Raw genomic sequence first — 17,217 nt, forward strand, 5'->3', positions numbered from 1 at the left:
GTTATGTAAACAATATCTATTTATTCTCAGCTGCAACCAGAGCAGTTTTAGACTTATGGGTTGCATCCATCCAGGTTGCCACTAAAGCACCGATGGCTAATAAAATAACAATTAAAACAGTCATTCCTTTCCAGCCGGTAAAGTGGAAAACAAAGCCATTGATAAAACCAACTGTAGCTCCGCCCATATAATAGAAGAACAAATACAGCGCAACAGCCTGGGCACGAGCATGAGATGCATTTTTACTTACCCAGCTCAGCCCTACGGAATGGCAACCAAAAAAACATGCGGTGAAGATGACAGAACCAGCAATAAAGACATACACATTTGGCATTAACGTTAACAACATCCCGATAGCCATTGTTATCAGCAATGCACGCAATACTTTCATGCTGCCATATTTTATAGATAACTTTCCTGCTTGTGGTGCAGTAAAGAAGCTCAGAGCAAAACTAAATGATAACAGTCCAGCATGGACTGGTGAGATATGAAAAGGCTCACCTTTCAGGAAAAAGGCAAGATAATTGTACAGAGAAGTAAACACCCCAAAAATAATAAATCCGATCACAAATGCCATTGCAAGATTCTTATTTTTAAAGTGCACAACACCTTCTTTAACAATTTTTAACACATTCAGACTCGGTGTCGGTGTGAAGTTTTTCGATGCGGGTAACAAAAGAGAAACTACCACCGAGGCAATAAGTAAACAAACACCAAAACCGTAGAAGATAGCATCAAGAGATACATTCCCCATTAACTGGCTTGCCACGATACGACCAGACATACCGCCAATTGAATTGCCAAACACAAAATACCCCGTCACCACACCGGCAACCACAGGAGCAACTTCTTCACTAATATAAGCAGTGGCCGCAGCGGCAATCCCACACAATGCCAAACCTGTTGTCGCCTGAATAAGTACCAATGCGGTCCAGGAGTGCACCAACGGACATAGCAATGTCAACATGCCCCCCAAAACTAGCGAGCCTATGATTAACTGCTTTCTGCCAAAATAATCTGCCAACGAACCGGTGAAAAGCAGACCTACTGCCATAAATGCAGTTTTGGCTGACAAAATAATACTTACATGTTGTACCGGAACATGGTAGTTAATAGATAATTCCGGCATCAATGGTTGAATGAAGAACAACGAGGCCAGTTCAATCAACCCCGATAATGCCATAGCTATTGTTATACGAATAGACTTAGCGCTCATCACGCTTTCACTTCCAGTTGCATTATTATTAGCCATAGGGTCCTCGGCTTAATTATTTCATAGGTAGGGTTTCACATTTTAAAATAGTATTGTGTGAATTCGGATAATAAATTAAACAGTTTCAGTTAAGGCCACATCGGGTATACACACGTTACCTTCAAATAACTTGCGTGTAGTTCTGATGACAGCGGCCCGCGTATCTTCTATTTCACTGCCACGAAGCAGAGAAACGGAAATTTTTCCACTTGGATGTTCAATATCAACAATTTCAGTATGTTCGTAAACAGAGTTATTATTAGTAATTTTATTCGCTACTGTCCCTGGAATAATCGTCGCAGTAGAAATTCCAATAGAACCGGTGATAGCCAGGGATTTATGGCAATTATGTGGCATAAAGTATCTGACTTTTATCGTCCCACCCGCAGTTGGCGAGCTCAGTAATACTGGTTTAGGGATAACCATGCCCGATACATCTCCAAATCCCATCGCCAACCCAGCTTTACAACGCAGGTTTTCCAGTTGAGTCATAAAAGCTTTGTCAGCATCCAGCTCAGCCGGTAATTCATTGCCTGTTTTATTCAGACTTCGTGCATCAATCAATACCATAGGCATTGCCATATCGATGCAAGTCACCTCAACACCATCAATTATGTCAACAACATTCCCTGTTGGAAGTAATTTCCCGGTTTTACAACCAGCGGAATTTAAAAAAGTCAGGCTGAGCGGTGCAGCCTTACCCGGCACGCCATCAATATGGGTATCTCCTTCATAACTGACCCGGCCGCCTGGTGTCTGCACCTGAACATCAATAAAGGTATTGGTGTTCACGTTACGCACACGAACCGTTGTGACCGAATTCTGGGCTGCGACTAACCCTTTTTCAATGGCGAACGGCCCGACAGCGCACAACATATTACCGCAGTTGGGCATCGTATCTACGCGTCGTTCTTTGACCATGACCTGCGCAAATAAATAATCAATATCGGCATCCGGGCTTGCTGATTTACTGACGATAGCCACTTTACTGGTTTGCGGACTTCCGCCACCAATACCGTCTATTTCCAGCTCATGCCCGGCCCCCATCAACGCTAACAAAACAGCATCGCGTGCTTTGGTATCGGCAGGCAGATCGCTGGCCAGAATCACAGGGCCTTTTGATGTGCCACCGCGCATTAATACGCAAGGAATTTGGAACATGTTGAGTTTCTCTGCTTAGGTGCTAATCATTGGCAGGAAGTGTTCCACAGACGAATAGATACTTCTAATGCCAAAAAAACAGCGATTCATGCGTTTTGCGTATTAATAAAATATCCATTAGAGTTTGTTGTATAACCACAACAGGAATAATGAGAAATGCTCCATGAGCTCCAGGGTATTCAAGCCTTTGTAAAAATTGCAGAAATTGGTTGTTTTACCACTGCATCACAGGTTTTACATGTTTCACAACCTGCATTAACAAGAAGAGTAAAGAAGCTGGAGGAAAATCTGGGTACGCCGTTATTTGAGCGAACCACACGACGAGTAAAATTGACTGCGGTAGGTCGTAGTTTTTTACCCAAGGCTAAGAATTTACTAGATTTTTATGAATCATCCATTTTTGGCATAAAAGAAATGGCGACTCATCAAAGTGGGATGATAACGATTTCCTGCCTGCCGACAGCAGCCTTCTATTTTTTACCTTCGGTAATTAAAGATTACAACAATCTCTACCCAAATATTCGGTTTCGTATTCTTGAGCACGGTGCCAATGATTGTCTTGAGGCCGTACTAAATGGTGATGCTGATTTCGGCATAAATATGATAAACATCACACATTCAAATATCGACTTCACCCCACTGGTAAATGAGCCGTTTGTTTTAGCCTGCAGAAATGATCATGAACTGGCAAAAAAGGAACTCATTAGCTGGAATGAATTGTCTGATGCAAAATTGATTGGGGTACGCCGATCGAGTGGCAACCGATTATTGATAGATAGCGCACTGGAATCATTAGAGTGGAAGCCAAACTGGTTTTACGAAGTCAGACATCTGTCCACATCGCTAGGTATGGTTGAAGCAGGTCTTGGCGTTGCAGTCGTGCCGAAACTTGCGATGCCCATGGAAGAACATCACACTCTCGTCAGTCGTCCCCTGGTTGATCCGGTGATAAGAAGAACGCTTGGACTGGTTCTCAAAAGAGGCAATACGATGAGCACAGCGGCGGAAAAATTCAGGGAAATGCTTCTCCACTTGTGGTCGGAAGAGGAGAAAAACCTTTGGATTGGCGGAGTCTGAAAAAAGCGGGGCGAGCAGACCCCGCGAGAACTGACACAGCACAATGAGTCAATACTGAACCCGCAGCCGCAGGCAGGGCAGTTCATTGCTATCAGCCAGAAGCCACAAACCCGCATCGCCCAAATGCCGTAATAAAAAGCTTAAACTGGCTGAACCCATCCATGTTGCCGCTGCCAATAAATCAACCTCAGTGTTGCAGGCCAGGGATGCACCGCCACCAAAACAGTACGATTACCGCCGCCTTCCCTTCGCCACTGAAGCCGACCAGTTGAACTCACTCACTTCACTCTCTTTCAGTGATTCAGGTTTCTTGCGGCGCACCGGTTTTTTCTTCATTTTTTCAGCCTGCGCTTTCTCTTTTTCCAGCTTCACAGACATCACCTGTTGCCGGGCCTCGGCAGTCAGCTCTTTCTCTTTCTTGCCATCCGGCTCTTTGCCAGTGCGCTCGCGGTATTTCTGTATCAACCCTTGCAGCGTGTCCTCAACCACCAGGCGTTCATCGGCACTGAACTGGTCGATAGAAATCATTTTTGTGTCTTTCATAGGATAGCGTCCGTTGGCAAGTTAAGTTCTCAGTGTACAGTAATCCCCATAACGGTAACTGATGCTATCGCAAATAAATTCAAGCCAGAGTGCAGGCATTTCACCTGGGCAGTAATGGCGCTAATGGGTAAGTTAACCACACTGTGCGGAAATAAATGCCGTGCTTTGTTCAAATGACCAGGGCAGCTATGCAACCTGGTCAATATTTATTCAATTCATTGATTTATAATAAATAAAATTCCAGCCAGCATAAAATAACCTGCTGGCAGAGGTATAATACCCGCATTAACAGGCGTTACTCTCCCTGGCGTGAATAAAACCGTCATGCAACCGGTAGTAACGGCGATAAATCACACTGCTTGCCAGCATCAAAATCGTCGGCAAACCAATCATCATGAACTCCAGCCCCACAATGGTAGCAGGAGCCTGTTCAACGCCGGGCTGGTAACCCACTACCGACAACCCGATACCAACGATAAACCCACCCGCTGCACCAGCGAATTTCACCAGCATGGTTTGAACTGAAAAAATAACACTTTCACTCCGACGCCCAGTCTTACTTTCCCCGTAGTCAACAACATCGGCCAGCATTACTGTCTGGAGTGCGTTTGCAATCCCTACACCAAATTTAATTGCAGCTCCAGCCAGCCCAATAAGCAAAACATTCGCTGGTGAAATTATTCCCATCGCAAACAAGAGCAGGCAGGACAAAACAGGGAAGCCGCAGGCCATAAACCACAAATGCTTACGCGGGAAAAAAGAAGCTATCCGGGGGAACAGAAACACACCAGCAACCTCAGCGGCACCAGCCACCATCATATAAACCGGGAATAATTCCACATTACCAATCGCATAAGAGAAATAATAAATAGCAAACCCGCCAACTAACAAGTTGGCTATCTGAAAAAACAATACAGAACCGATTAACGCTTTCAGTTGATCATTTTTACCAATGATATTAAAAACATCTTTAAAATTAAATTTTTCTGCTGATTCATCTGGCTCAGCTTTGATTGTTTCTTTTACATTTCGCGCAATTAAAAATGCACTCATAATAAACATCACCGCAATCAGCAAAGCAACATTTAAAAAACCGTCGCCCTGGTCACCTTTGCCCAATTTGCCGACAATATGTAAACCATAAGCCCCAGTGATAAACCAGGCCAGGCTGGCAAACAAACGGGGCCATACCACAAACTTTTCACGTTCCCGGCGGGATGCAGACAATGCAGGGATCATTGACCAGTAAGGGATATCCATAATGGTATAAGTCAACCCCCACAGAATGTAAGCCGCTGCGGCATAGATATAAAGTGTGGTACCTTCGAAAAGGTGAGTACTGAACAGGCCAATAAATACCACAGCATTCAAAAGGGTACCAATGACAATCCATGGCCGAAACTTACCGTATTTTGAACGTGTATTATCCACAATCATACCCATAACAGGATCTGTAATAGCATCAATAATACGTGCTGCTAAAAAAACCGTCCCGACAAAAGCGGCAGATAACCCTGCTACATCGGTAAAGTAAAACATCAAAAAAATATAAACAGGTGCACAAGCAAAGTCCTTCCCTAATGCACCAAGACCATATGATAATTTAGTTTGCAGAGTAATCCCTTCTGACATATGCATTCCTCAATACAGGTACTCATTTTCTTTTAGCCAAAACACCAGATAATGATGTTTCACCATGGTTAATCAGATACCAATATTAACTCCCTGCTTTTTTATTACTGTGACCGATCCCCTCTCTGTGGAAACGCTTACATTTGAAATCTAAAAATGAGAGATTGCGCTTTTTTTTAACCCATCGGCCAGGAAGAAAAATAAGTTTTGGCTATCAAATATTGGTAATAGATTGCCAGTACCTGCAAAGGGTGGCGGCAGCAATAATTGCGGGCCAGTATTCCTTTTATTCACACCATTATGTCTGCACTGATGCCTGTCATGTTACCGACACAGCCCCTGGCTACACTGCCAGGGCCGCACACACAAAAATGAGCACATAACCAGAATGAAACCCGTTAAACTCGCAACAACCTTTATTGACCCCAGTGTACGCATGCGTGAATGCCAAACCGGCCAGCAATGCGAAATTCTGGCTGCAACCACCATGGAATACAGCACATTAGGGGATTTTTCATATATTGGTGAGTATTGTACCGTTGCCGATGCGGCAATAGGGAAATTCACGGCGATTGCCAACCAGGTACGAATTGGGGCACCCAATCACCCAATGTCCAGGCCAGCTCAGCACCGCATCACCTACTGCCCGGAGTACTATTCTCCGCACGCAGAACGAGACCATGCATTCTTTGCCCGCCGCCGCGCCGCGACGGTCATTATTGGTAATGATGTCTGGATTGGTCATGGCGCCATTGTGCTGCCGGGTGTCACTATTGGTGATGGCGCAGTTATTGCCGCCGGAGCGGTTGTCAGCAAAGATGTGGCGGCTTATACCGTGGTGGGTGGCGTTCCGGCCAAAGTTATTCGCTCGCGCTTTGCCCCGGAAACGGCACAACAGTTACAACAAATAGCCTGGTGGAACTGGCCGCTGGATACCATTATTGAGCATCTGGCAGACTTTCAGAGTGAAAATATTGAAGCATTCTGTGCTAAGTGGCAGGCGTAAAACCAGAGCCAGTTCAACGCATTCCCCAGAGGTATCCAGTAAACCCGATGATTGAATTAGGGTTTATTCCTAATGCATCACAGATTTCATTACGCCATACTCCTGAATACTCATGTACTGATCATGTTTAGTGAGGAAGTGATGAAAAAAACAGTGATGGCATTCTCTGCGCTTTTGCTGGCATCTCCCGTTTTTGCCGCAACAACACACGCAACTGACGAAACCGTTGCCGCGGCACACGAGGGTGCAGATACCGCGAAGGAAAAACTGCATCAGGCACAAGACAAGGGCGATGAGCTGAAGCTTAAATCCAAACATGCCGCTGAAGGCAAAAGTGACACGCTGAGCAGCAAAGTCAGCGAAGATTCGCAAAAAGCCTGGAATAAAACCAAAGAGGGTACCGAAAAAGGCTGGGATGCCACTAAAGAAGGTGCGGAAAAAGGCTGGGATAAAACCAAAGCCACCACCGAGAAAGGTTGGGACGCAACCAAAGAAGGTGCCGAAAAAGGGTGGGATGCCACCAAAAACGGCGCGGAAAAACTGAAAAAGAAAATCAGTGAATAACCCGGTTACTCTCTGAGTCCCCTGATGGCCGCGAACGGCGTTCTGGCATACAGAATATAGCGGCCTTCAGGGCTTAGCCCTTTCCCCCGCTTCACAAAACCCCGCTTTTCATAAAACTGGCAGGCTGTAATATTAGCCACGAGGCATTTCAGCGAAAGTGTCTCGCCCACTTCACACAAGCAGTGTTCCAGTAATGCAGTGCCCACCCCCATATGCTGGCAAGCAGGTGAAACATACAAATGATGAAGAAAAGTATCTGGCAGCCATACAGCAGCAAACCCGGCAACCGAACCAGAAAGGCGGGCAACAAATACCTGTTCGCCAGTAATTAACTGCGCGAACTCACTGTCGGTGTAGTGTTTACTGGTAAATACATCACCTTCTGCTCGTGCCTGGTTAAATAACTGGCATAACTCAGGTAAATCAGCTTTTCCGGCAATCGTTATTTCTGTTCTGTCCATAAAAATCTCACTGATTATCACTTCCATTAATAACATTGAGCCAGAGCCCAACACAAGACACAAACCAGAAAAGTATGTCGCAAAACCACCTGGCTTGTGCCTGTTTTTGGGCTTTTTCTGGCACCGTAAGCCAGAGCCAGGCCGCAGACAACCCCCTCCAAAACCAGCGCTAAAAGGCGTAATTTCATTATTTACCCTTAGCAGCATGGTTCATTAAAGGATATAACTTATATCAGACTTTCCTAATACACTGAAATTTCACTGCAGTAGAAGCCATATAATACAGACTGGTCGCTACAAATATTCAGCACCCGTTGTTCTTAAGTTTGCAGTAAGATAAATGTTTTATGCCAAAGGACAGAGAAACAGCAATGACGATACTGTATGTAGTGACATTAACATATATCAAACCTCTGGAAGAGGTTGATGCCCATATTCCGGCACATATTGAATGGTTGAAACAGGGTTATGCCGATGGGGTATTTCTGGCATCAGGCCGTCAGGTTCCCCGGGTGGGTGGTGTTATTCTGGCACAGTGTGCCAGCAAAGAATTACTCCTTGAAAGATTGCGCCACGATCCCTTTTCCCAAAATAACCTGGTAGAAACGGTCATTACTGCTTTCGAACCCAGCATGTGCGCAGAGGCACTAAAAACACTGTTGTAATAACACAGGCGAAGCGGGCAATTGCCCTGCCTCGCCTGCCGGGCTAATGGTGAGCAAACCATTGCGCCACTTTTTCACGCTCAGGCACACCACCGCTATGCACTACTTTGCCATCCATCACCACGCCAGGCGTACGTAAAATGCCATAGCGGGCAATTTCTTCAATGGCATCCACTTTTTCCAGTTGAATGGTTTCCCCGGCATCAAAGGCAACCTCTTCAATCACCTGACAGGTCTTGCGGCAATTAGCACATCCGGAACCTAACACCTTGATGTTTTTCATCTGTTATCTCCTGTTAAAACAGTGCATTAAATACATAACCGACTAATACAATCCCACAGGCAACCACGCCCGTGAATGTGGCAATTAAGCGCAGTTTCAGCACTTTGCGTAAAATCACCATTTCAGGAAGTGACAAGGCCGTAACACTCATCATAAAGGCCAGTACCGTGCCTAATGCTGCACCTTTGGCGAGTAAGGCCTGAACCACAGGCAGGATCCCTGCCGCATTGGCATACATCGGTACGCCCGCTGCCACTGCGAGAGGGATGGACCACCAGGCCTGTTTCCCCATGATGCTCACCATCATGTTTTCTGGCACATAACCATGAATCAGAGCGCCAGCAGCTATCCCCGCCAAAATGAAAGGCCAGACTCGCCCTACGATTTCTCGCACAGCCCGGGCTCCTTGTTTAATCAATTCAACCAGCAGGAATGTTTCACGGGCCATGTGGGTATCAACGCGGGGCATCTCCCGCACCCAGTCTTCGAGATAAAGTGTCATATTGAGCTTGCCAATAACCCAGCCACTGACCATGGCAACAGCCAGGCCCATCACTAAATACAGCAGTGCAATTTGCCAGCCAAACAGGCCAAACAATAAAACCAGCGCTACTTCGTTAACCATGGGTGCTGCAATGAGAAAGGAAAATGTCACCCCAAGTGGGATCCCTGCCTGCACAAACCCAATAAACAACGGAACCGCAGAGCAGGAGCAGAAAGGTGTCACCACACCCAGCAATGCGGCCAGAATATGTGAACCAATCACACCGGGCCGTGCGAGCACCGCACGGGTTCTCTCTGGCGTGAAATAACTGTTCACCATCCCCATCACAAACACCACCCCGGTCAGTAACAGCAACACTTTGGGCGTATCGTAGAGGAAAAATTGCAGCGCCTGCCCTGCCGGGCTGCGCTGGTCAACAGGCAATAACGAAAGCAGTGCTACAGAAAGCGGATACAGCAGGCTATACAGCGCCACCCACACCACACCGCCCACCAGCAGCACAATGGCAGGCCAGCGCAGCAACGCGCGCTGTAACAACACTGAATGGCACATTTTTCTCTCCTCATTCTGGCTTCCTGGTAAGAAGACGCAGCAGAGCAGAAAAGGATGCAGATTATTTTATTAAGGAAGAGGATGCATCGCGTGGAACAAACTGGCATACAGCGCCGGTTGGGTCGGTCTGTACCTGGCACTTTTTACGCATCAACTGGTACAAACGCTGCCGGGCTCGTAACAAGCGGGATTTCGCAGCAGGAAGCGATAACTGATGTGTTACGGCATATTCGGCAACCGTCATCCCTTGCAGGTCGCAATAGCGAACGATATCGCTGTCCGCTTCCGCCAGTTCGCTGAGCACCCGAGGCAGGCATTGTTGAGCCAGTTGGTCAATTACCGCCTTGTCCATGGCTTCCGGGGCGGCAGGTTCACCTTCCACAACCTGCTCCAGCGGGATAAAGTGCCTGCCACGCCGGTATGTATCGGCCAGGTAATGGCGCGCAACCTGATAAAACCAGGCACGCGGGTTTTGTACCGTACAGAAATTTTCCTGGGTGGAAAGCGCTCGAAGAAAGACTTCCTGCATCACATCATCCACACTGGTTTGTGCAGGCAGCCGCGCCAACAACCAGCGGCGAAGCTCATTCGCAACACTGCCCCATGACGCAGTAAGGCATGGTGGAACACAACGTTGGACGCAGGGCATAGCGCATCTCTTCAACACTCAGGGTGATAGCAGAATACGGTCAGGATAAATGGCAAACTGTTCAGCTACACGCATTCCTGCCATTTTTCCCCACTCACAGTACAACAGTTGCTCAGGTGCACAAAAACTGAAAAAATGTGATCTTATTTGCATAGAAATGGCAGAGCTTGCAATGGGCATTGCATTTTCCAGGTGTTCACCCGGCCCGGCAGTTCACCGCACCTTTCAGGCATTCACAACAGAGGTTACCAGGGAGCAATCTCACTTGAATGTGTCTGTTTACCTTACAAAGAAGTGGTTATTCAGGAAGCGGGACAATTAATAAAACAGTTAAGAGCGTTATAAGCAAGGTATAAGAAAAACGAAACCCCGGAACCAGCCGGGGTTTGTTATATCTGCCAGTAAAGCCTGCCAGAACTATGTTTCAATGCTACCTGTCAGTACAAAGAACCACCACCCACCGGGCGGGTTTTAAAACGGCGGTGCACCCACAGATACTGTTCCGGCGCACGCAGTATTTCCTGTTCAATAACCCGGTTCATGTAACTGGCTGCCGCCTGGTCTTCCTGTGGATAGTCTGTCATTGCAGGGCTGATATACAACCGGTAGCCTTTACCGGCTGCTTTACGCACCATGGTAATGGTTAGCATGGATGCGTGAGATAACCTCGACAGTACATAGGTACCATTTGTTGTGGCGGCGTCAGGTACGGAGAAAAACGGGGCAAACAGGCTGCCTTTAGGGCCGTAATCCTGATCCGGAGCAAACCACACTGCTTCACCGCTCTTCAGCGCAGCCACCAGTCCTTTCAGATTGCGCCTGTCAATCATAGCCTTATTCGAACGCAGACGGCCTTTGGTTTGCACCCATTCCATTACCGCACAGTTGTGAGGGCGGTAAGTCGCCATCATCGGGCGGCATAACCCCATCACCCGGCCACCGAGCTCAAGAGACATAAAGTGCACACCCACCGCCATAACACCATTGCCGCGTTCCAGAGCAGCAGCTAAGTGCCCGTAGCCATCCACATCAAACCACTTGCGCACACGGGCATCAGGCCAAAACCAGGCCATACCGGTTTCAACTAAGCCCATTCCCAGGGAAACAAAGTTATTTTCAACCAGCTTTTCACGCTCAGACTGAGCCATATTGGGGAAGCACAATTCAATATTACGCCGGGCGATACGTTCGCGGCGTTTTAAAAATGGGCGAGAAGCCCGGCCCAAAGCGCTACCGATTCTAACCAGAACAGGGTATGGCAACTGAACCAGCACCCAAAGGGCACCCAGACCAAACCAGAGCGACCAATAGCGTGGATGAAGAAATGAACGACAGAAACCTGAAGACATTTGTTTTTTCCTGATAAAAGTGCGTTTAAAACTGGTAACGCGTAAGGCAAAAACGAATTTCTTCATCTGTCTTTATGCGGTACGTCCACAGAGATTATTTTCCCACCTGGAAATAATTCCTGCCAGTGACTACGTCTTTCCGGTGCCTAAAGTAACTGACAAACATCATGTTGACTATGGTATGCAGATAATATTTTTTGTAAAGAAAGAGGAGGGGAAATGTGCCTGCGGTTATTGCCTGTTCTTACAGGCTTTTTTTTCCATTTTTTGGCACCCAGACCAGGATGATGTCCAGGCGGTTACCGGTTATACCTTCAGCAACAGAAACAACCGGCAGCATTGCCTGCCAGCCAAACCGTACTCATTTAGTTACCGGGCCTGCCCCAGGCCGCAGATTGGGCAAAAGCCCTTAAGAAAGAAGCAGGCAGACAATCCATTGCACCAGCTATCACCTGCAACCTGATACAATACCAGTGCCGGCACAACCCGGTAATATTGCAGCGCCGGATGCTGTAATATTCGCGTTATTCGTTAGCCAGTTTCTCGGAAGTATTATTGCCATAATTGAAAGAGATCTGTGCACCATATTCCCCAGGCAAACGTCGCCCTTCCAAAAATACTTTTTGCCAGTAAGGATTATCCAGCGACGAGCGCATTACCCCACGGCTGGAAGAAGCGTGCAAAAAATGGTGTTTGGTATCATAAAAACCGACATGCATTTCATGGTGAATACGGAAAAACACTAAATCGCCCGGCTGTAATTGATCCTCGCTAACCCGGTGCCCCATATGAATTAATTGCGCAGTCGTCACCCGGTTAATATCAATATTGAAGCGATCTTTGAGAGTGCGCCAGACAAACCCTGAACAATCAACACCTTTCAGTGTTGTTCCCCCCCAATGATATGGTGTTCCTTTCCATGCGCCCATTTGATCATGCAGGGCAGCAATAACATTAATTAAATCAGGCTGTTGATGCGAGGAAAATTGATCATCTGCCTGTAAATCACTTGCATATTTTCCCTGATGAACTGGCCGTGAACTACAGCCCGTCAACAGCATTAATAACAATCCAAAAATGGCAACAGGTTGTCGGGAAATCATCATTTTTTTATCATTTTCAGTAGGCTGTATTATAAGAAGTGGCATTCATCCTAAAGAAGGAATTATTGGAATACTATGCTTAAGGCATTTCATTGAATGAGCAATCATTACAATTGATTACAAAACAACCAAACCAGTCTGCAACCCCCACTCTGCCGATTCTCCATATTTGGGAAAATCCGCAAGAACAGAAAAACAATTTATGAATATATATCACGGCCCAGAAATCGGGCCAGATAGTTAATTCACACCGCCGTGCTTCACTATTATTTCAACCTTTTTACAGACTGACGAGCCACAAAATGTACCTGAGTATTGATCCGGACACTGTAATCATGTTGCTGGCCAGTTTCGGTTACCAGCAGATGTACAGCTGATTTGGTTAATGCTGCAAAGTCTGTCCGCACAGTGGTCAGCGGCGGCGTGGTCAGCGACGAAATAGCCAAATCATCAAACCCGACAACAGAAACTGACTCCGGTACTGCAATTCCGGCCTGGCGCAGACAGTCCATAACCGAAATCGCCACCATGTCACTGACACAAAATAACGCAGTCGCCCCTGCCAGCACACCATGAGACAGCGCATGAGGGATTACCTGTGCCGCGCCAAAGTCACCACCGGCCCGGTCCGCCTCAATTTCTGCCGCCAGTGCTTCATTTTGCATCTGGTTACGGGCGTAATCTTCCAGCGTCAGCACCTGTGAACGGGCGTCAAAACCTGTACCCGTCAGCTCCATTGCCCGCATAAAACCCGCCTTACGCTGAAACAATGAGTGCCGGTAGCCGGCAGTAATAAAACGAATATCCCGGTGGCCCGCTTCAATTAAATGCCGGGTCGCCATCATTGCGCCAAGGGTATAATCAGGTGATACGCAGGAAGAAACCATATTCAAGTCTGCGCCATTAATAATAACCGCCGGTATTCCCAGGGCCTGAATCACCTTCAGTACGGTTGGCGTATCCAGCCCCAAAAGCAAAATAGCTTCCTGCCCTGCCACCTGAGCCGCTACGGCTTCAGCATTCTGAGTATTATGCAATACCAGCAGTTCCACATGCAGGTGAATACGCTGTGCTTCTTCTTTGATATGGCTTATCAGGTAAGAGTAAAAACCGGTGGACAGCCCGACATAATCGCCCACCACCAGTGTAATCCGGGTGATGGTGATACCTGTTTGTAATTTCGGGGTGTTTTTTTTGTAACCAGTCTCTTCAATTGCCGCCATGACTTTCGTGGTGATTTCAGGCGTCACAAATTTACTGTTATTGAGCACTCGCGAAATTGTACTTTTGGAAATTCCAGTCAGCGCTTCAATATCGGCCAGCGTTGGTTTTTTTGATTTGTTCTCTGGCTGCATCCTTCATTCTCCTGCCACAAGGAAATGTTTCCTGAAAAAAGTCGTTTCCTGCTGTGTTACTGAGCTGAATCCTACCCCAACTCCATCATTTTTGTCATTCGTTTAAATAAATCTCGATGTGTATCAGCTGTACACAAGTAAAATTCTCAGGAAAATTTTCCTGTGCAAGAAAATTTTCAAAACTGAGAAAACGATCACGACACGATCCTGAAGACAAGTGTTACCCTGGCTGCGCTGAAAAAATGGACTCTTCACTTATTACAGGAACACATTATGTCTGCTGTTGATGCCACCTCTTCTCTGTTTACTCCCGCTCAGGTTCCTCATGAAAAACTGGAAAACGCATTGCAGGATGCATGTTGCGCGGTGCTGAATAATGTCCGCCGTATTGGCGACCGGAACCCCAAAATAGGCCTGGATAACAGTGTTAAATACCGTTTTTGCCCACCAAGGGACTGGGTGTGTGGTTTCTGGGCCGGGCAACTATGGCTGGCTTACAAAGTTACCGGGGAAAGCCGTTTGCGAAATAGTGCAGCCATGCGCCTTCCTTACTTCAAAACACTCCTGAATAACCCCGAGTGGATGGATCACGATCTTGGGTTTCAGTTTTCGCTCTCTTGCGTGGCGCAGTACAAACTCACCGGGTGTGAAACCAGCAAAGCCATGGCACTGAAAGCAGCCGATACATTACTCGGGCGGTTTCGTCGGGTAGGGAAATACCTGGTGGCATGGAATGAACACCATGAGCTGGGGCTGGAACAAACTCTGGGCCGTACCATTATCGATTCTTTGCAAAACCTCTCCCTACTGTTCTGGGCATCGGAGAGCACTGCCAACCCGGTCTATCGTGAAGCGGCTCTCGCCCATGCTCATACACTGAAAAAATATATCATTCGGGAAGATTACAGCACCTGGCACTGTTTCTTGTTTGATCCACTCACTCAGCAACCGCTGCGCGGGGAAACGTTTCAGGGTTATGCCGATGACTCTTGCTGGTCACGGGGCCAGGCCTGGGCCATTCACGGTTATGCACAACTTTTCGAGCATACCGGCGATCCCCAGTGGCTGGATACAGCAATACACCTGGCGGATTACGCTCTTGCCCATTTGCCACATGATGGCATTCCCCTGTGGGATTACCGCCTTCCTGCCCATGAAACCCCCTGGCGCGATTCCTCTGCAGGCGCTGTCACCGCCGCGGGTTTGTTACTAATCGCCCAACACTGTAGTGACCAAATCCAACAGGAACACTACCAACAGGCCGGAGCCAGCATGCTCGCAAGCCTGGTGGATCAGTGTTGCCTGGCAGGTAACCCTCAGGCAGAAGGGTTGCTGAGTGAAGGCGCTTCATATGTGAAAGAAGGGTTATGCAACAACATGTTGCCATATGGCGATTACTACTACCTGGAAGCGCTTATGCGTGCCAACGGCTATACCGACTTCTTCTGGAAATAACACTTACCCCGCATCAGAAAAGGAACACCGTAATGAAAAGCCGTATTCTGATTACCGCCCTGCTCGCTGCAGTACTGTCATTCAGTGCCCAGGCCCGTACCTACAAACTGGCAACCAACACTCCGGCAGACAGCCCTACCGGACAGGTCATTAAACAATTTGTCGACGCAGTAAAAACCGGTACAGACAACCGGGTAAATATCCGCGTTTACTGGAATGGCGCATTAGGCGGGCAGACCCAGTACATCTCGCAAGTACAAAGCGGCGTGATAGATATGGGCATGCTAAACAGCGGCATGCTGGAAAACCTGCAACCGGCAATTGGCGTGATTAACCTTCCCTATGTTTTTCGTGACCTTGAGGAATACCACAAGGTCATGAGCAGCGATTACATGCACAACGAGTTGCTGGCAACCACCCAGAAAAATGGCTTTGAGGTTTTAGGCTATATCAGCAATGGCTTTCGCAGCCTGCATGCCTCTAAACCCATTTACAGCATTGAAGATATCCGGGGCCTGAAAATTCGCACGATGGCATCAGACACCTATATCAGTATGTTGCAGGCGATGGGGGCGATTCCGGTTCCACTGGAGTTCACTGAAACATACGGCGCACTGCAGCAAGGAATGGTCGATGGCGCAGAAGGCAGCCTGGCTGGCCTGTGGGAAATAAAATTTGGTGAAGTCACTAAATATGGCGTGCGCAGTGAGCAAACCCGCCTGACAGACTTTATTGTCCTGAGCCAGCGCGCGATGAAAACCATTACTGATGACGACATGGCCGTCCTGCGCACCGCAATGCACGCGGCATCCGAACACTCCATCACTCTGATTGATGCCACTCATAAACAATCCGAAAAACTGGCAGAAGAGAAAATGGGCGTCGTCATTACCGATATTGACAAAGCACCACTCATTGAAGCCATGAAACCTCTGTGGCGCGATGCCATGCAAGACCCGGATAAACGTGAAGCACTGGAACGCATTTTCGCTATAGAAGACCGCGAGCTGGATGTTTAACCTGGCCGGCGTGCATAACCCGCGCACGCCCGGCTCACTATGAGTGATCACCGCAATGAACCAGACCACGACCCCGAGCCTTGCGGAGCAGCCTGCGTCCCTTGCAACAAGCAGGTTGCACCGTATTGAGCAAGTATTGTCGCAAATACTCAGCTGTTTTATGGTGTGCCTGTTAGCCGCCATGAGCCTGCTGATTATTTACAGTGTTATTACCCGCTATTTTTTTCAGTCACCCAGCAGCCTGTCGGAAGAGTTGCTGCGCTTTTCACTTATCTGGCTGGGATTAATTGGCGCAGCACAGTGTTTTAACGGCACTCGCCACCTCAGCCTGCCAATATTATTTGACCGGGCCAGCGCCACAACCCAGCGCTGGATGATGCAATTTAATAACCTGCTGGTTATCACCTTTGGGGTGATTTTGCTGGCTGGCGGCTGGCTGGCGATGGAAAAAAACAGCCAGATGCTGACGCCCATGCTCAAAGTATCTGTTGGCATGTTGCATGGCGCTGTTGTGCTGTGTGGGGCATTCATGATTATCCACCGCGTATTATTTGCCCTGCGCGAATTAGGCTGCTCACTGCGCACC

General features: G+C 47.7%; 17 protein-coding genes and 1 pseudogene. 7 read left to right on the forward strand and 11 right to left on the reverse strand.

The window, feature by feature from the left end; all coding sequences use genetic code 11:
- Positions 1-16 precede the first annotated feature (16 nt).
- Together A9B99_RS20510 and A9B99_RS20515 are read right to left on the reverse strand one after the other, a co-directional pair.
- Positions 17-1,252 carry an MFS transporter gene (locus tag A9B99_RS20510; RefSeq protein WP_064600810.1) on the reverse strand — a complete coding sequence of 412 codons (1,236 nt, stop codon included), beginning with the start codon at positions 1,250-1,252 and terminating at the stop codon, positions 17-19.
- A gap of 75 nt (positions 1,253-1,327) precedes the next feature.
- Positions 1,328-2,413 carry a 4-oxalomesaconate tautomerase gene (locus A9B99_RS20515; protein WP_064600812.1) on the reverse strand — a complete coding sequence of 362 codons (1,086 nt, stop codon included), beginning with the start codon at positions 2,411-2,413 and terminating at the stop codon, positions 1,328-1,330.
- Positions 2,414-2,569: 156 nt separating this feature from the next.
- Between A9B99_RS20515 and A9B99_RS20520 the strand changes: the two genes are divergently transcribed.
- Positions 2,570-3,490, forward strand: a complete 921-nt coding sequence (locus A9B99_RS20520; protein ID WP_064600814.1) for a LysR family transcriptional regulator — start codon at positions 2,570-2,572, stop codon at positions 3,488-3,490.
- Positions 3,491-3,721: 231 nt separating this feature from the next.
- Here A9B99_RS20520 and A9B99_RS20525 read toward each other — a convergent pair whose 3' ends face one another.
- Positions 3,722-4,033, reverse strand: a complete 312-nt coding sequence (locus A9B99_RS20525) for a hypothetical protein (RefSeq protein WP_064600816.1) — start codon at positions 4,031-4,033, stop codon at positions 3,722-3,724.
- Between the two features lie 285 nt (positions 4,034-4,318).
- On the reverse strand, positions 4,319-5,665 hold the full coding sequence (melB, locus tag A9B99_RS20530; RefSeq protein ID WP_064600819.1) for a melibiose:sodium transporter MelB: 1,347 nt from the start codon (positions 5,663-5,665) through the stop codon (positions 4,319-4,321).
- Positions 5,666-6,053: 388 nt separating this feature from the next.
- Between melB and A9B99_RS20535 the strand changes: the two genes are divergently transcribed.
- Together A9B99_RS20535 and A9B99_RS20540 are read left to right on the forward strand one after the other, a co-directional pair.
- Complete coding sequence (locus tag A9B99_RS20535) at positions 6,054-6,671, forward strand: DapH/DapD/GlmU-related protein (RefSeq protein ID WP_064600822.1); 618 nt, start codon at positions 6,054-6,056, stop codon at positions 6,669-6,671.
- 141 nt (positions 6,672-6,812) lie between these two features.
- Positions 6,813-7,235 (forward strand): hypothetical protein, encoded by a 423-nt coding sequence (locus A9B99_RS20540; RefSeq protein WP_064600824.1) that lies wholly within the window; start codon positions 6,813-6,815, stop codon positions 7,233-7,235.
- Between the two features lie 5 nt (positions 7,236-7,240).
- Here A9B99_RS20540 and A9B99_RS20545 read toward each other — a convergent pair whose 3' ends face one another.
- A complete protein-coding gene (locus tag A9B99_RS20545) occupies positions 7,241-7,696 on the reverse strand; it encodes a GNAT family N-acetyltransferase (protein WP_064601014.1) in 456 nt (151 codons plus the stop codon).
- 371 nt (positions 7,697-8,067) lie between these two features.
- Between A9B99_RS20545 and A9B99_RS20550 the strand changes: the two genes are divergently transcribed.
- Positions 8,068-8,361: a YciI family protein gene (locus A9B99_RS20550; protein WP_064600826.1), complete on the forward strand. Its 294-nt coding sequence runs from the start codon at positions 8,068-8,070 to the stop codon at positions 8,359-8,361.
- A gap of 43 nt (positions 8,362-8,404) precedes the next feature.
- Here the strand turns inward: A9B99_RS20550 and A9B99_RS20555 are convergent, their stop codons facing one another.
- From A9B99_RS20555 to A9B99_RS20580, 6 genes are all read right to left on the reverse strand, one after another.
- Entirely contained in the window at positions 8,405-8,644 is a 240-nt protein-coding gene (locus A9B99_RS20555) for a thioredoxin family protein (RefSeq protein ID WP_064600828.1), read from the reverse strand.
- Between the two features lie 13 nt (positions 8,645-8,657).
- On the reverse strand, positions 8,658-9,701 hold the full coding sequence (locus tag A9B99_RS20560) for a permease (RefSeq protein WP_064600830.1): 1,044 nt from the start codon (positions 9,699-9,701) through the stop codon (positions 8,658-8,660).
- Between the two features lie 61 nt (positions 9,702-9,762).
- Entirely contained in the window at positions 9,763-10,350 is a 588-nt protein-coding gene (locus A9B99_RS20565) for a sigma-70 family RNA polymerase sigma factor (protein WP_064600832.1), read from the reverse strand.
- 437 nt (positions 10,351-10,787) lie between these two features.
- A complete protein-coding gene (gene lpxP, locus A9B99_RS20570) occupies positions 10,788-11,699 on the reverse strand; it encodes a kdo(2)-lipid IV(A) palmitoleoyltransferase (protein ID WP_064600834.1) in 912 nt (303 codons plus the stop codon).
- Positions 11,700-12,223: 524 nt separating this feature from the next.
- Entirely contained in the window at positions 12,224-12,805 is a 582-nt protein-coding gene (locus A9B99_RS20575) for a C40 family peptidase (protein ID WP_064601015.1), read from the reverse strand.
- Between the two features lie 263 nt (positions 12,806-13,068).
- Positions 13,069-14,157, reverse strand: a complete 1,089-nt coding sequence (locus A9B99_RS20580; protein WP_064600836.1) for a LacI family DNA-binding transcriptional regulator — start codon at positions 14,155-14,157, stop codon at positions 13,069-13,071.
- A gap of 273 nt (positions 14,158-14,430) precedes the next feature.
- Here A9B99_RS20580 and A9B99_RS20585 point away from each other — a divergent pair, with 273 nt between their 5' ends.
- The 3 genes and pseudogenes from A9B99_RS20585 to A9B99_RS24310 all read left to right on the forward strand — a co-directional run.
- Complete coding sequence (locus tag A9B99_RS20585) at positions 14,431-15,612, forward strand: glycoside hydrolase family 88 protein (protein ID WP_064600838.1); 1,182 nt, start codon at positions 14,431-14,433, stop codon at positions 15,610-15,612.
- Positions 15,613-15,644: 32 nt separating this feature from the next.
- The gene (gene dctP, locus A9B99_RS20590) at positions 15,645-16,631 is read left to right on the forward strand and encodes a TRAP transporter substrate-binding protein DctP (protein ID WP_064600840.1); all 987 of its coding nucleotides are present in this window, start codon (positions 15,645-15,647) and stop codon (positions 16,629-16,631) included.
- Between the two features lie 181 nt (positions 16,632-16,812).
- Positions 16,813-17,184: pseudogene (locus A9B99_RS24310) on the forward strand (TRAP transporter small permease); the annotation flags it as partial.
- Positions 17,185-17,217: the final 33 nt, after the last annotated feature.

This window comes from Mangrovibacter phragmitis (assembly GCF_001655675.1).
GTDB classification, from domain to species: Bacteria; Pseudomonadota; Gammaproteobacteria; order Enterobacterales; family Enterobacteriaceae; genus Mangrovibacter; species Mangrovibacter phragmitis.